Below are 14,167 nucleotides of genomic sequence, written 5' to 3'. Positions count from 1 at the left end.
TGGGACGACGAAATCGAATTCTAACGAATGACCGATTTCTGTCCCACTCTCTTTTGTTTTCTATTCTTAACTTCCCCAATTAAGGATCCATCTCATGGTTCCTAGTAAAACTTTGACAAAAAGGAACATAAAGAAGAGTTCCGCAATAAACCAGAGACCTTTCAATAGATAAATAATTGGCTTAATCATGAGTAGAACAAAGATTCCAAAAATCCATCTCATGGCCCACCCTCCATTTCTCACTTTTTTCTATTATACTCCTATTTATAGGCCCTGTCTAGAAAGGACTCCAATACAAAAAGTTCCCTCTAGCAAGCTAGAAGGAACCTTAGTAATCACAATTATTTAACTGCGTCTTTAAGAGCTTTACCAGCTTTGAATGCTGGAACTTTAGAAGCAGCGATTTTGATTTCTTTACCAGTTTGTGGGTTGCGACCTTTACGAGCTGCACGTTCACGAACTTCGAAGTTACCGAAACCGATCAATTGAACTTTTTCACCTTTTGAAAGGTATTCTGAAACAGCTGCAAATACAGCGTCAACTGCTGCTGCTGAGTCTTTTTTAGTCAATTCTGTAGCTTCTGCCACTTTTGCGATCAAATCTTGTTTGTTAGCCATTTAACAAATCCTCCAATTTTTTTTAGGTTTTACCCTTAACATCTCTATCATATCTAAAAAATGCTTTTAGGTCAAGTACTAAACCTGTTTTTATAAACTTTTATGTAGGAATAGATTCCTTTATTGACGGGCTTCTATGCAAATCGGACAAGAACTGCCCAAGCATCTTCACCAGTGTGGGTTTGAATGATCGAACCTGTTTCCAAAACAGAGATTGGGGTTGCAACCAAAGGCTGTAATTGCGCCTTCATTTCGTTAGCAAAGTCAGGTCCACCGGCATAGGAAATTCCTATCTCAGCGATTTCTTTACCGGATAAGTCTTGCGTCAACTCGTCCAACCATTTTTTAAAGGTTTTCTGTCCGCGTCCTTTGACAATCGGTTGCAGTTCATCGTTCTTCATTTCCATGACGACCCGAATATTCAAAAGGGAACTCAATAAACCAGTTACACGTCCAATCCGGCCTCCTTTAACCAGGTTTTCCAAAGTAGAAACCCCAATATAGAGTCTAGAATTTTGCTTGACCTCTTCAATGCGAGCTACAATTTCCTCTACGCTAGCACCTTCTTGAGCCAGTTTTGCTGCTTCGACCACTTGGAATTTCATGGCTTGGTCCGTAAAGCTACTATCGATAACTGTTACATCTGCATTGGCTAAGGTAGCTCCTTGACGTGCAGCTTCCACTGTACCTGATAAGGCATGAGACATATGGATTGCAATAATTTGCGCCCCTTCTTCAGCCAAGTCTTCGAAGATTTCTGCAAACACACCTACTGGAGGTTGGCTAGTCTTTGGAAGGTTTTTACTGGATTTCATCAACTGAAGGAACTCACCTTCGGTTAATTCCGCATCTGAGTAGAGAACACCGTCCACCATAACAGAGAGGGGAACAATGGTAATTCCGTATTTTTCAACAACTTCAGGCTCAATCGTTACGGATGAGTCTGTAACAATTTTTACTTGTGACATAACATTCCTACAATCTTTTCTTAGATATATCCATTCTATTATATCAAATTTTCTAGGCTTTTGTGGGACAAAGTCCTTTTTACTTAATCATCGATAGCTGCAAAGCCATCATTGACCAAGGCAACATCGGCCTTCATTCCACTTTCATCAAAGAGAATGCCATGGAGGACGCCACCATATACAGCCCCGCCATCCATGCCAATCTTCCCATCTTTGGTCACCCAGAGCTCCTTGGTTCCAATCTTTTGATCCAAGAGATAGTGAACCGGGGTATGGCCGAAAACAATGGTCTTTCCTGTCTGATTCAAAGCTTCATGGAAGGGTTGGCGAATCCAGACCTTTTGGTAATCCGACGTTTCATGCCAATCAGGCAAGGTCAAGTCAAGCCCAGCATGCACAAAAATATAGTGTTCTGTTTCATAGACAAAAGGAAGCGAACGGATGAAAGCGACGAGATCCCCACAAGTCTCTTGCACGCGCCGAGCATCCGCCACGCCATCTACTGGAGCCGTGAGAGGACGACCAAGTAGAGAGTTGATGGTCGTGTCCCCACCATTTCGTCGGTAATGGTCATAGCGCTCGGTCGGGTCATCGATCCAGGCTAGAAACATGTATTCGTGGTTCCCAGAGAGGCAGATGGCCCCTTGCTGTTCGACAACATCTTTGACCAGTTCGATAACCTTACGACTATCTTCCCCACGGTCTATCAGATCTCCGAGAAAAACCAGCTGGGACTGACCATCCCAATGGGTCATCAGTTCCTCTAGCATACCAGCTTTTCCATGAATGTCTCCCACTACGAAATAGCTTTTCATATCGGTTCCTTTCTTCTTAGGACGGCCGTTTTAGCAATTGCTCTGCCTGCATACGGGCTGCTTCTGTCACATCTTCACCAGCTAGCATCTTAGCGACTTCTTCGACCCGTTCTTCATGACTGAGCAAGCGAACGGTCGAAACCGTTGAAAATTCATCGCTCACCTTTTCGATAAAGAATTGGTAATCGGCTACTGCAATGACCTGAGGTAAATGAGAGATGGCTAGCACCTGACCATAACGTCCAATCTTATAAATCTTCGAAGCAATGGCCTGCGCCACCCGACCAGATACCCCTGTATCCACCTCGTCAAAGACAATACTGGTCTTGCCTTCTTTACGTGAAAAGGCTGACTTGATGGCCAACATAAGACGGGACAACTCCCCACCTGATGCTACTTTTACCAAAGGTTTAAAGTCCTCTCCAGGGTTGGTTGAAATATAAAACTCAACCGTTTCGTTTCCTTCCCGATTAAACTTAGATGGGGTAAAACGCACTTGGAAACGAGCTTTTTCCATGTAGAGATCCGCCAATTCCTGCTGGATCTCAGCTTCCAGCTCTTGGGCCAAGGCATGACGCCCTTGACTCAGTTCTTTAGCCAAGGCAACCAACTGTCCTTCCATAGACTTGAGTTCTTTTTCCAAGTCTTCAGAAGAGGTTCCTCCTCCTGTTAATAGGCTATACTCCTTGCTAATTTGCTCTAGGTAATCAAGGACATCCTTTACCTGACCACCATATTTACGAGTAATTGAATGGATCAGGTCTAGTCGAGCTTCCACCTGCATCAAGCGGTTACCGTCAAAGTCCAATCCATCTACCAGATCCTCCAAGCGCTTGGTCAAATCCTCCAGAGTATAGTAGGTCTCAGCCAGTTGATCAGATAAGGTCTTGTAGTCTGGATCGTACTCTTCGATGCTTTGCAAATCATTCATAGCCGACCGCACATTGCTAAGACTGGAGAAGTCTTCTGCATCTAGCATGGTATAAGCATTACTTAGGGTATCTGCAATCATCTTATGATTGAGCAGACGTTGCCGTTCTTGCTCTAACTGGACATCTTCATCCAGGGACAGGGCTGCCGCCTCGATTTCCGAAATTTGGTATTCCAGCATCTCGATCCGAGCTTGGTTTTCCTGGTTATTTTTTTGGATCTGCAAGACCTGCTTGCGCAAGGACTTATAATTCTCAAAGGTCTCTCTATAGGCCTTCTTAGTCGCAAAAAAAGTATCCTCCCCAAAGCTATCCAGCATAGCGATATGCAAGGGAGCCCGCATCAGTTCTTCCTGATCGTGCTGGCCATGAATATCTACCAAATGCTGGCCAACGGCCTTGAGAACGGAGAGGTTAACCATCTGCCCATTGATCCGGCTGACACTCCGACCATTCTGGAAAATTTCCCTGCGAATAATCAACTCCTCTGCCCATTCTAAGCCCTGTTCCTCAAATAACTGCTGAAGGGCAGGATTTTCGTCAATGGCAAAGAGGCCTTCAATCTCAGTCTTAGGAGCTCCGTGGCGGATAACATCGGTCGTCGCCCGGCTCCCCAGCATCATATTCATGGCATCGATAATGATGGATTTTCCTGCTCCAGTTTCACCGGTTAAAACCGTCATCCCCGTTTCAAAATTCAGAGCGATTTCTTCAATGATGGCAAAGTTCTTAATTGAAATTTCTAATAGCATCTCTCTCCTACCATTCCATCAATCGTTGTTCGATAAACTGAGCCTTTTCTTCCGAGCGGGCCACAATCAAAATACTATTGTCGTCTGAAATCATGCTAAAGATGATGTCATCAAAATCTTCTTGTAGATGCCGCTTGACTAGATAGGCTGTCCCTGGGACAAGCTTGAGGTTCAAAAAGCTCCCCATGCGTTCAAAGGATTGAAGATTATTTTCTGCTAATTTTCCACTATGTTGGACGCGTGGCAATTCGTAGACATAGGCAGAACCTTTTAAAGGCGTTTTAATAATCCCCAACTCTTTGATATCGCGGGAAACAGTCGCTTGTGTCGCAGAAATTCCAGCTTCCCTCAGATGTTCGACAATGGTATCCTGAGTACCCACTTTATTTTCTCGGATAAAGCGGCGTATTTTTTCTAATCGGTTTTGTTTACTATTCATGTTTAAAGTCAGTGTGGGCTTTTTCGACAACTGCCGCAAACTCTTGCAGTTGAAGACGATCTTGCCCAGTATTTTTTTCTAGATAAAGTAAAAATTCAATATTGCCATGGCCCCCTTGGATCGGTGAATAATCCACTCCCAAGACGGAGAAGCCATGTTCTAAGGCAAAGCCTTGAACCTGTTCCAGGACGGACAGATGGACCTTGGCATCCTTGATAATCCCATTTTTCCCAATCTGCTCCCGACCAGCTTCAAACTGGGGTTTGACAAGAGCAACCACCTGGCCTCCCTCTTGTAAAATCCCATGGAGGGCTGGCAAGATGAGGTTGAGGGAAATAAAACTAACATCAATGCTAGCAAAGCTTGGGGTTTGCTCAAAATCCTCAGACGTCGCATAGCGGAAGTTGAACTGCTCCATCGAGATGACACGAGGATCCTGACGAAGCTTCCATGCCAACTGATTGGTCCCTACATCCACTGCATAGACCAAGGCAGCCCCATTTTGGAGCATGACATCCGTAAAGCCTCCTGTCGAAGCCCCGATATCCAGTGTGACCTTATCCTGCAGATCAATCTCAAAAAGGTCCAAGGCCTTTTCTAACTTGAGACCACCGCGACTGACATATTTGAGTTTTTCACCCTTGAGTTTTAATTCAGTCGCTTCATCAATTTTTTCACCTGGTTTATCGAAGCGTTCGCCATTATGGACCGCAACGACCAAACCGGCCATCACACCGCGTTTGGCCTGCTCCCGGGTTTCAAATAGTCCCTGCTTGTAGGCCAGTACGTCAACTCTTTCCTTGACCATGAATTCTAAGTCTTTCTATTATGTTCTTGATTCCAGTCCCTTCGAAGGAAACTTGATTAGAGATGTGATCGAGCAAGTCCTCACAGGCATCCAACTCCCGATCCAAATAAGCCTGCGCTCCATCTAGACCAAGTAGTGCTGGATAGGTTGATTTTTCAGCCTGCAGGTCCTTCTGAGGGGTTTTTCCTAAAGAGTCAAAATCGGCTGTCACATCCAAAATATCATCCCGAATCTGGAAAGCCAACCCTAAATGGAGGCCAATTTCCTCTAAGAGAGTCGCAACAGCTGGCTCAAGCTCTAAGAGGATCCCCGCAGCTTGGAAAGGATAGGCTAGTAGTCGTCCCGTCTTATTGGCATGGATGACCTGCAACTGGTCCAAGGTTAGGCTCGCTCCTTCCCCTTCCATATCCAAGACTTGGCCTGCCACCATCCCAGCTGTCCCTGAAGCATCCGATAACAGAGCAATCAGTTGCACCCGGATAGAAGCTGGAAGGTCTGCCTCTGCCACACAGCCAAAGGCATCTAAGAAGAGCGAGTCTCCTGCTAAGATGGCTAGGTCTTCCCCAAACTTTTTATGGTTGGTCAATTGACCACGACGATAATCATCATTATCCATGGCTGGTAAATCATCATGAATCAAGCTTCCCGTATGAATCATTTCAAGAGCGGCTGCCACCTGAAAATGAGCTTCAAGGATGGGAGCATGAAAGGCTTCCAGCAACTCCAATAAGAGCAAAGGTCGAATCCGTTTCCCCCCTGCATGGACTGAATAGAGGATAGATTCTACCAAGCGGGGAGCGATTTGTTTAGCCTCGTAGAAACCTTCTATCGCTTTTTCAACCCCTTGCAGTTTTTCTTCTAGAATCATACTAGTTCCGTTTCTGAGCCATCTGCTTGCATCACCTTGACCAAGGTCTTTTCAGCCTGATCAAGTGTTTCTTGCAAGTCTTTTGATAGCTTCATTCCTTTCTGAAACTCTGAGATGGCCTCTTCGAGGGGCACTTGCCCACTTTCCAACTTTTGGACAATAGCTTCCAAATCAGCTAAATTTTCTTCAAATTTCTTTTCTTTCGACATGCTTTACCTCTACTTCTACTTGCCCATCCCGCATGACTAGCGTCAAGGCATCCTTTTCTTTGATTGTATCCACGCTATCCAAAACATGATCTCCAGCCTGTACCAAGGCGTAGCCTCTAGCCACAATGCGACTGGTATCCAACATCAAGAGAGCTTCCGATAGGCGCTTGGCATCTGCTGCTTTTGTCTGGTAGAGCTCCTTGACTTTCAAGGTCAGCAATCGCTCCATCTGGAGAATCTGGTCTCGATAACGCTCGAGCTGATGCTGTGGCGCTTGGGAAGCCAATCGATGGCGGAGTTCTTGTAACTGGCGGCTATTTCTGGTAACCGACTCTGACACAGCCTGTTTCAATCGCAACTGAATCTGATCCAGCTTTTGCAGGTAAGAATCGTACAGCCGCTCTGGCTGACGGAAGATGACCGATTGGCTTAGTTTTTTCAGGCGTTCTCGATGATAGACTAGGCGATTGCGCATAGCGGTTGCCATCCGCCCTTCCTGCTTCTGCAAATGATTGAGCAGGTCCAACTTGGTCACAGGCGTTGCCAACTCAGCCGCAGCTGTAGGAGTTGCTGCCCGGCGATCTGCGACAAAGTCTGCTAGAGTAGTATCTGTCTCATGCCCTACACTGGAAATAATGGGAATTCTAGACTCAAAAATAGCCCGCACAACTGGCTCTTCATTAAAGGCCCACAGGTCTTCGATGGAGCCACCACCACGACCGATGATCAAGACATCGAGGTCCGACCGATCATTGGCCTTTTGGATATTGGCGACAATTTCTTGGGCAGCTCCCTCTCCTTGTACCTTGGTTGGAAAAAGGAGAATCTCCACGCCCGGAAAGCGCCGCGAAACAGTCGTGATAATATCGCGAATAACGGCCCCACTCTGACTGGTAATAACCCCAATTTTCTTGGAGAACTGGGGGATAGCCTGTTTGAACTTCTCTTGAAAAAGGCCTTCTTCCTGGAGTTTCTTTTTCAACTGCTCAAACTGAATAGCTAGAGCACCGACGCCATCTGGCTCCGCCTTTTCGATGACAATGGAATAACTGCCACTTGGCTCATAGAGTTGGATCCGACCGATGACATTGATCTTCATGCCTTCTTCGAGCTCAAAGCCGAAACTCTTATAAATCCCAGCCCAGACAGTCGCCTGGATCACAGCTTTTTCATCCTTTAGAGAAAAATACTGGTGATTGGGACGCTTACGGAAATTCGAGACCTGACCCGTCAAATAGACCCGCTCTAGATAGGGGTCCTTATCAAATTTTAACTTGAGGTATTTGGTCAGACTGGATACCGATAAATACTCTGACATAGTTCCCCTTTCACACGGAAAATTCTAGTATAAATTATACCAAAAATAAGCGGAAAAATCTGATTCTACCTACGGAAAAAGCCTCAGATTTCATCATCTGAGACTTGATTTTTTATTGGCAGTTGGAAAGGCAAATTTCCCTCATCCATTTTGGAATTTCTTTACTAATCGCGGTCGGTAAAACCACGTAGGCATTCTTGCTCAAATCGTCTGCAATGCCCGAATGAAGGTGACTGGCAACTACCACGCGCTCATAGAGTCCAACTTGCGGAAATTGACCCGCAAAGCCCGCAATCATCCCTGCTAAAGTATCGCCCATACCACCCGTTGCTTGATAGGGGCCTCCAACCGATAGTTGGTAATAATCTGTCTGCCCTTGTTGCCAGATCTTAGTCTGAGGACCCTTTTGGACTAAAATACTTGCTGGAGGAAGTTGGGACAGAGACTGCCTTGTTGCTTCTTCCCCTTGATCTCCGATTGCTAGCCCGGACATGGCCTCCCATTCTTTTTGATGAGGAGTAAAGACCAGTTGAGCTGGAGGAAGAGAAAGTCCTAAGCGAGTATAGAGGCTAATGGCCCCACCATCTAGAATGAGCACTTGATGAGGTTGAACTCTTTCAAAAACAAGTTCTACAAGGTGTCCCCCTAGCTCATTGGCATTGAGTCCTGGTCCCAATAAAATGACGCCTACTTTTGCGATTTGCTCAGCCAATAATTCTTGGTCCGTCACAGCAAATGCCATGGCTTCAGGTAGCTGACTATGAAGGGAAGGGATATTCTCTCGGTCTGTCGCTACCGTGACAAGTCCTGCTCCACTATGAACCGCTGCGAGGGCTGCCATAATAATGGCTCCACCATAGGGATAGGTCCCTCCAATCAAGAGCAGACGCCCATAGTCTCCCTTATAGGAGTCTGAATGACGGCTAAGGATAACTTGTTGCAGCAATGTTTGGTCAACTCTTAACATAAGCGTCCCTTCTTTCTCCCTCTATTTTACCACGTTTAGGCTAAAAAAAGGCAGGAAGCGAAGTTCCTACCTTAAAAATTTTTCTAAACATTCTACAGCTACAAACACTGTCCCGAATCCATCCAAGTTCGCCTATTTTTTCAAAGCCCGAACAGCTGCCTCATAGGTCTGAGACATGAGCATGGTAATCGTCATAGGACCAACGCCACCTGGAACCGGAGTGATGTGACTAGCCAGAGGAGCTACTTGTTCATAGTCCACATCTCCACAGAGCTTCCCATTTTCGTCACGGTTCATTCCGACATCGATAACGACCGCTCCCTCTTTGACAAAGTCAGCTGTAACAAATCTGGCACGACCAATTGCCACCACTAAGATATCGGCTTTTCTAGCAATTTTAGCCAAATGATGAGTCCGCGAATGGGTCAAGGTCACCGTTGCATTTTTTGCTAGGAGAAGCTGGGCCATCGGTTTCCCAACGATGTTTGAACGGCCAATGACGACTGCATTTTTCCCTTCAACATCGATATCATATTCCCGAAACATTTCCATAATCCCTGCTGGTGTAGAGGGGACCATGATCGGATTTCCTGCCCAAAGATGTCCCATATTGAGAGGATGGAAGCCATCGACATCCTTAGCCGGATCAATGGCTAACAAGACTGCCTCATCGTCGATATGGGCTGGTAGAGGCAACTGGACTAAAATTCCATGCCAGAGTGGATCCTGATTGTAGCGGTCAATGAGGGCCAACAAGTCCTCCTGGGAAATACTTTCTGGCAGTCGAACCACTTCACTTCGAAATCCTGCTGCCAAAGCTGACCGTTCTTTATTGCGGACATAGACCTGGCTAGCTGGGTTTTCTCCCACCAAAATCACTACTAAGCCCGGGACCTGACCAGTCTCAGCCTTTAAGCGAGCGGTTTTTTCTGCTAATTCCCCTTGCAATTTTACTGCTAATGCCTTCCCATCAATTACATGTGTCATCTCAATCTCTTTTCTATTCAATATCTTCTCTATTATATCAGATTTGTGAACCTGCTCCTAACACTTCTTGATTAGACAAGGTTATAAGAAGAAACTATAACCATTTTCTTCCAACAAAAAAGAGACTAGATGGTCTAGACTCTTGATTGATACTTCTTAGTACAACAATTCGTAGATTTCCATTGCGATTAAGTCAATGCTATCGAATGTATAGGTCTCACGCGCTTCTACATCACGAAGAGTAAATACTGATCCATTTTCTTCATCATAGTTGTAGGCTACTTCAGCAACTACAACTCCTTCACGTTCAAAATTACGTTTTAAGTTTCCACCGTCTTTTGTCATTGCTTCCAAACGGCTGATAATTCGTACCAAATGTGATTCCATTTTGATTCTCCTATTTACTTTCTACTCTCCTATTCTATCATAAAAGAAGGAGGAAATTCCAATAAAAATCAACTTTTCCGCTTTTTTCCTCTTTATTCCATGCCTAAAACCGGACTTCATACTAAATTCTTGCAAACTTTTAGAATACTGATATAATGAAACTATAAAAGTTTGACTATTTCTGACCAATAGTTTCTACACTTTTTACCCTAGAGAAAGAGGTAAGAGAATGCTTTGTCAAAACTGTAAAATAAACGATTCAACCATTCATCTTTATACGAATGTGAATGGTCACCAACAACAAGTAGACCTTTGCCAGAACTGCTATCAAATTATGAAAACCGATCCTAACAATAGTCTCCTGGCAGGATTAAACCAACAAAATCGCGGAGGGCGGGATCCTTTTGAAGATTTCTTCAATCAACTGGGCAACTTCCAAGCTCCCCAAGAACCTCAAACGCCACCGACCCAATCAGGAGGAGGCTATGGGGGTGGAAATGGCTACGGACAAAATGGGAACGGTCGAGCTACTGGACCAAATAGACCTCAAGCCAAACAACAACCGAAAGGACTCCTAGAAGAGTTTGGAATTAATGTTACTGAAATCGCTCGCCGTGGGGACATTGATCCAGTCATTGGCCGTGACGACGAAATTCTCCGAGTTATTGAAATTTTAAACCGCCGAACCAAAAACAACCCTGTTCTGATTGGAGAACCTGGTGTCGGAAAAACAGCTGTCGTAGAAGGCCTGGCCCAGAAGATTGTCGATGGCGATGTCCCTTATAAATTACAAGGCAAGGAAGTCATTCGTCTAGACGTTGTTAGCCTCGTTCAAGGGACTGGGATTCGTGGACAATTTGAAGAACGGATGCAACAATTAATGGAAGAAATCCGTCGGCGGGAAGATGTGATTTTGTTTATCGATGAAATCCATGAAATTGTAGGAGCAGGATCTGCAGGTGATGGCAACATGGATGCAGGAAACATCCTCAAACCGGCTCTCGCTCGTGGTGAATTGCAATTAGTCGGTGCCACAACACTCAATGAGTATCGTATTATCGAAAAAGATGCCGCTCTTGAACGCCGGATGCAACCAGTCAAGGTGGATGAACCAACGGTTGAAGAAACCATTACCATCCTTAAAGGCATTCAAAAGAAATACGAAGACTACCACCACGTCCACTACACAGATGGTGCAATAGAAGCTGCAGCACTCCTCTCCAATCGCTATATCCAAGACCGCTTCTTGCCCGACAAGGCCATTGACCTCTTGGACGAAGCAGGCTCTAAGATGAATTTGACCCTCAATTTTGTCGATCCCAAAGTCATTGACCAGCGCTTAATTGAAGCCGAAAATCTCAAGGCCCAAGCGACGCGGGATGAAGACTTCGAAAAAGCAGCCTACTTCCGTGACCAAATCGCTAAGTACAAAGAAATGCAAGGGCAACAGGTCACCGACCAAGATACGCCCGTCATTAGCGAAAAGACTATCGAACATATTGTCGAGCAAAAGACCAATATTCCAGTTGGAGATTTGAAAGAAAAAGAACAGTCTCAATTGATTAATTTGGCTGCTGATTTAAAAGCTCATGTCATCGGCCAAGATGAGGCTGTTGAAAAAATTGCTAAGGCTATCCGTCGTAATCGGGTAGGACTTGGAACGCCAAACCGTCCAATCGGTAGCTTCCTCTTTGTTGGACCAACTGGTGTCGGGAAGACCGAGTTGTCCAAGCAATTGGCCATCGAACTCTTCGGTTCTGCTGACAGTATGATTCGCTTTGACATGAGCGAATACATGGAGAAACATGCCGTTGCCAAATTGGTCGGTGCCCCTCCAGGCTACGTTGGCTATGAAGAAGCTGGTCAGCTGACTGAAAAAGTACGTCGCAACCCTTACTCTCTTATTCTTCTAGATGAGGTAGAAAAGGCCCATCCTGATGTCATGCATATGTTCCTTCAAGTCTTAGATGATGGTCGCTTGACAGATGGTCAAGGACGAACAGTGAGCTTCAAAGATACCATTATCATCATGACTTCCAATGCGGGAACTGGAAAAGCGGAGGCTAACGTCGGTTTTGGGGCAGCTCGTGAAGGTCGTACCAATTCGATCCTAGGTGAACTTGGAAACTTCTTTAGTCCAGAATTCATGAACCGGTTTGATGGTATTATTGAATTCAAAGCCTTGTCTAAGGAAAACCTCCTTCAAATCGTCACTCTTATGCTCGATGATGTCAATCAACGCCTGGCCCACAATGATATTCACCTCGATGTTACCGATAAGGTCAAGGAAAAATTGGTTGATTTGGGCTACGATCCGAAAATGGGAGCTCGTCCTCTTCGACGCACCATTCAAGACTATATCGAAGATGCCATTACAGATTACTACCTAGAAAATCCTAGTGAAAAAGATCTGAAGGCTGTCATGACCAGCAATGGAAAGATTTGCATTAAAGGAAAGACCAAACCTGCAAACGAGGCAGAAAAAGTAACTGAATAAACGCATTTAAAAGAGGCTAGGACAGAAGTCCTAGCCTCTCAATTGTCTTTGGATTGTCGAGCAAGACGCAGTGGTTGAGTGGGCTCTACTACGCTGATTTCATCAGCTTTTACAGCCCTACTCAACTGTGCGGAGGTGGGACAGAAATCGAATTCTAACGAATTACCGATTTCTGTCCCACTCTCTTATTTTTATCTCCTACTGCTTTTTATGTCCTTCTATGTTATAATGATAAAAAAATAAGAAGCGAGTTTTAATATGACTGTTGCAACTTTTGGGACAAAAGAAGAAAATGTTGACTATGTCAATCGTTATGGAGTCTATGCGGTGATTCCAAATCCAGCCAAGGATAAAATCATCCTAGTCCAAGCACCAAATGGAGCTTGGTTCCTACCAGGTGGTGAAATCGAGGAAGGAGAAGATCATTTCTTGGCACTCGAGCGCGAACTGATCGAAGAATTGGGTTTCACTGCGACCATCGGCGAGTATTATGGCCAAGCAGACGAGTACTTCTATTCTAGTCACCGCGACACCCACTACTATAATCCTGCCTATATCTATGAAGTAACTGACTTTGTAGAAGCTCAAAAACCGCTAGAGGATTTCAATAACATTGCTTGGTTCCCAATCGACGAAGCCATTGACAGATTAAAAAGAGGAAGTCATAAGTGGGGCATCAAAATGTGGAAATCTGCCCAAAAATTGTAAGCGACTTCTTTCACAAAATAAAAAAAAGTGCTATAATAAATGGAGAAAGAGCTTAGGAGGATCTCACATGAAGCTTATGAATACAACAAATAGTCATGCTACTCTGGTCAAAAGTCAATTAGAAAGTACCGATGCTACCCTTGTTGAGGTCTATTCAGCTGGTAACACCGACGTTATCTTTACCAAAGCTCCTACACATTACGAATTGCTGATTAGTAACAAACACCGTGCCATTCGTGAAACAGAAGTTGAAAAAATTCGTGAGTTCTTTTTAAAACGCAAGATTGATCTTCAAATCATTGACCAATCTGCTATAAAGACCCTCTACTCTGATAAACTGATCGAAATTTCTTTCCCAATTGCTAAGTAAGGTTCTTCTACCTTACTTTTTTCTTTGCTATCTTTTTCAAAAAAACATCCGTTCACCTCGATAATGAGATGAACGGATGTTTTATTTCTGATAGATCATTTTTACGTGAGGGGTAGAAGCCAAGATAAAAGGCTCGCTTACCCTTTGAAAACCTAGCTTTTCATACAAGCCAACTACCTGTTCTTGGGCCTCAATTTCAATGGTCCGCCCAGGAAAGCTCTGTTCACACAGATCCAAAATCTGCTCCACCATAGCCCATCCCAGTCCTTGGCCACGACTGTCTTTGGCTACAGCAACTCGGCCAAAATGAACCCTACCCCCCGTCTCAAAAATACGTGCATAGGTATCTACGCGTCCTTTCGCATCTTGATGAAAAAGGTGAAGAGCTCTAAGATCAATAGCCTCAAGATCATTGTAGATTCTTGTCTGTTCCACGACAAAGGTCTCCAAACGCAATTGAACAATCTCGTAAAACTCTTTTAGTTCTAGTTCTTTAAATTCTTTCTGGTACCACATCAGTTCCTCTTT

General features: G+C 44.7%; 16 protein-coding genes. 3 read left to right on the top strand and 13 right to left on the bottom strand.

Annotated elements, in window-relative coordinates; translation table 11 throughout:
- Positions 1-341: 341 nt before the first annotated feature.
- The 12 genes from RCH62_RS01745 to RCH62_RS01690 all read right to left on the bottom strand — a co-directional run bounded on the left by RCH62_RS01745 (position 342) and on the right by RCH62_RS01690 (position 10,064).
- A complete protein-coding gene (locus tag RCH62_RS01745) occupies positions 342-617 on the bottom strand; it encodes an HU family DNA-binding protein (RefSeq protein ID WP_006596762.1) in 276 nt (91 codons plus the stop codon).
- A gap of 134 nt (positions 618-751) precedes the next feature.
- On the bottom strand, positions 752-1,585 hold the full coding sequence (locus RCH62_RS01740; protein ID WP_120701152.1) for a DegV family protein: 834 nt from the start codon (positions 1,583-1,585) through the stop codon (positions 752-754).
- An 83-nt stretch (positions 1,586-1,668) separates the two neighbouring features.
- Positions 1,669-2,400 (bottom strand): metallophosphoesterase, encoded by a 732-nt coding sequence (locus RCH62_RS01735; protein WP_048687784.1) that lies wholly within the window; start codon positions 2,398-2,400, stop codon positions 1,669-1,671.
- Positions 2,401-2,416: 16 nt separating this feature from the next.
- Positions 2,417-4,081: a DNA repair protein RecN gene (gene recN, locus RCH62_RS01730; RefSeq protein WP_306474478.1), complete on the bottom strand. Its 1,665-nt coding sequence runs from the start codon at positions 4,079-4,081 to the stop codon at positions 2,417-2,419.
- A 7-nt stretch (positions 4,082-4,088) separates the two neighbouring features.
- Positions 4,089-4,520, bottom strand: coding sequence for an arginine repressor (locus RCH62_RS01725; RefSeq protein WP_048687780.1), 432 nt, complete (start codon positions 4,518-4,520; stop codon positions 4,089-4,091).
- The gene (locus RCH62_RS01720) at positions 4,513-5,328 is read right to left on the bottom strand and encodes a TlyA family RNA methyltransferase (RefSeq protein WP_306474477.1); all 816 of its coding nucleotides are present in this window, start codon (positions 5,326-5,328) and stop codon (positions 4,513-4,515) included. Before RCH62_RS01720 ends, RCH62_RS01725 begins: the two co-directional genes overlap by 8 nt.
- On the bottom strand, positions 5,309-6,196 hold the full coding sequence (locus RCH62_RS01715) for a polyprenyl synthetase family protein (protein ID WP_306474476.1): 888 nt from the start codon (positions 6,194-6,196) through the stop codon (positions 5,309-5,311). Before RCH62_RS01715 ends, RCH62_RS01720 begins: the two co-directional genes overlap by 20 nt.
- A complete protein-coding gene (locus RCH62_RS01710) occupies positions 6,193-6,405 on the bottom strand; it encodes an exodeoxyribonuclease VII small subunit (RefSeq protein WP_006596769.1) in 213 nt (70 codons plus the stop codon). The genes RCH62_RS01715 and RCH62_RS01710 overlap by 4 nt, the downstream gene beginning before the upstream one ends.
- Positions 6,383-7,723 (bottom strand): exodeoxyribonuclease VII large subunit, encoded by a 1,341-nt coding sequence (gene xseA, locus RCH62_RS01705; protein WP_048789752.1) that lies wholly within the window; start codon positions 7,721-7,723, stop codon positions 6,383-6,385. Before xseA ends, RCH62_RS01710 begins: the two co-directional genes overlap by 23 nt.
- 112 nt (positions 7,724-7,835) lie before the next feature.
- Positions 7,836-8,690 carry an NAD(P)H-hydrate dehydratase gene (locus RCH62_RS01700; RefSeq protein ID WP_306474475.1) on the bottom strand — a complete coding sequence of 285 codons (855 nt, stop codon included), beginning with the start codon at positions 8,688-8,690 and terminating at the stop codon, positions 7,836-7,838.
- 132 nt (positions 8,691-8,822) lie between these two features.
- Positions 8,823-9,677: a bifunctional methylenetetrahydrofolate dehydrogenase/methenyltetrahydrofolate cyclohydrolase gene (locus RCH62_RS01695; RefSeq protein WP_285338150.1), complete on the bottom strand. Its 855-nt coding sequence runs from the start codon at positions 9,675-9,677 to the stop codon at positions 8,823-8,825.
- Positions 9,678-9,833: 156 nt separating this feature from the next.
- On the bottom strand, positions 9,834-10,064 hold the full coding sequence (locus RCH62_RS01690) for a DUF1797 family protein (RefSeq protein ID WP_006596773.1): 231 nt from the start codon (positions 10,062-10,064) through the stop codon (positions 9,834-9,836).
- 229 nt (positions 10,065-10,293) lie between these two features.
- On the opposite strand from RCH62_RS01690, the gene RCH62_RS01685 reads away from it, so the two are divergent.
- From RCH62_RS01685 to RCH62_RS01675, 3 genes are all read left to right on the top strand, one after another.
- Positions 10,294-12,561: an ATP-dependent Clp protease ATP-binding subunit gene (locus tag RCH62_RS01685; RefSeq protein ID WP_219075055.1), complete on the top strand. Its 2,268-nt coding sequence runs from the start codon at positions 10,294-10,296 to the stop codon at positions 12,559-12,561.
- Between the two features lie 258 nt (positions 12,562-12,819).
- The gene (locus tag RCH62_RS01680; protein WP_219075054.1) at positions 12,820-13,269 is read left to right on the top strand and encodes an NUDIX hydrolase; all 450 of its coding nucleotides are present in this window, start codon (positions 12,820-12,822) and stop codon (positions 13,267-13,269) included.
- A 67-nt stretch (positions 13,270-13,336) separates the two neighbouring features.
- Positions 13,337-13,639, top strand: a complete 303-nt coding sequence (locus RCH62_RS01675) for a DUF1827 family protein (protein ID WP_006596776.1) — start codon at positions 13,337-13,339, stop codon at positions 13,637-13,639.
- 81 nt (positions 13,640-13,720) lie between these two features.
- Here RCH62_RS01675 and RCH62_RS01670 read toward each other — a convergent pair whose 3' ends face one another.
- Positions 13,721-14,155 carry a GNAT family N-acetyltransferase gene (locus RCH62_RS01670; RefSeq protein WP_219075053.1) on the bottom strand — a complete coding sequence of 145 codons (435 nt, stop codon included), beginning with the start codon at positions 14,153-14,155 and terminating at the stop codon, positions 13,721-13,723.
- Positions 14,156-14,167: the final 12 nt, after the last annotated feature.

The organism is Streptococcus sp., from assembly GCF_030825805.1.
Taxonomy (GTDB): Bacteria; Bacillota; Bacilli; order Lactobacillales; family Streptococcaceae; genus Streptococcus.
This window is presented reverse-complemented; position numbering and strand designations above follow the sequence as displayed.

Excerpts from the sequence above, each read along its gene's own strand:
- RCH62_RS01745 (WP_006596762.1), bottom strand. The coding sequence starts at position 617 with ATGGCTAACAAACAAGATTTGATCGCAAAAGTGGCAGAAGCTACAGAA.
- RCH62_RS01740 (WP_120701152.1), bottom strand. The coding sequence starts at position 1,585 with ATGTCACAAGTAAAAATTGTTACAGACTCATCCGTAACGATTGAGCCT.
- RCH62_RS01735 (WP_048687784.1), bottom strand. The coding sequence starts at position 2,400 with ATGAAAAGCTATTTCGTAGTGGGAGACATTCATGGAAAAGCTGGTATG.
- recN (WP_306474478.1), bottom strand. The coding sequence starts at position 4,081 with ATGCTATTAGAAATTTCAATTAAGAACTTTGCCATCATTGAAGAAATC.
- RCH62_RS01725 (WP_048687780.1), bottom strand. The coding sequence starts at position 4,520 with ATGAATAGTAAACAAAACCGATTAGAAAAAATACGCCGCTTTATCCGA.
- RCH62_RS01720 (WP_306474477.1), bottom strand. The coding sequence starts at position 5,328 with ATGGTCAAGGAAAGAGTTGACGTACTGGCCTACAAGCAGGGACTATTT.
- RCH62_RS01715 (WP_306474476.1), bottom strand. The coding sequence starts at position 6,196 with ATGATTCTAGAAGAAAAACTGCAAGGGGTTGAAAAAGCGATAGAAGGT.
- RCH62_RS01710 (WP_006596769.1), bottom strand. The coding sequence starts at position 6,405 with ATGTCGAAAGAAAAGAAATTTGAAGAAAATTTAGCTGATTTGGAAGCT.
- xseA (WP_048789752.1), bottom strand. The coding sequence starts at position 7,723 with ATGTCAGAGTATTTATCGGTATCCAGTCTGACCAAATACCTCAAGTTA.
- RCH62_RS01700 (WP_306474475.1), bottom strand. The coding sequence starts at position 8,690 with ATGTTAAGAGTTGACCAAACATTGCTGCAACAAGTTATCCTTAGCCGT.
- RCH62_RS01695 (WP_285338150.1), bottom strand. The coding sequence starts at position 9,677 with ATGACACATGTAATTGATGGGAAGGCATTAGCAGTAAAATTGCAAGGG.
- RCH62_RS01690 (WP_006596773.1), bottom strand. The coding sequence starts at position 10,064 with ATGGAATCACATTTGGTACGAATTATCAGCCGTTTGGAAGCAATGACA.
- RCH62_RS01685 (WP_219075055.1), top strand. The coding sequence starts at position 10,294 with ATGCTTTGTCAAAACTGTAAAATAAACGATTCAACCATTCATCTTTAT.
- RCH62_RS01680 (WP_219075054.1), top strand. The coding sequence starts at position 12,820 with ATGACTGTTGCAACTTTTGGGACAAAAGAAGAAAATGTTGACTATGTC.
- RCH62_RS01675 (WP_006596776.1), top strand. The coding sequence starts at position 13,337 with ATGAAGCTTATGAATACAACAAATAGTCATGCTACTCTGGTCAAAAGT.
- RCH62_RS01670 (WP_219075053.1), bottom strand. The coding sequence starts at position 14,155 with ATGTGGTACCAGAAAGAATTTAAAGAACTAGAACTAAAAGAGTTTTAC.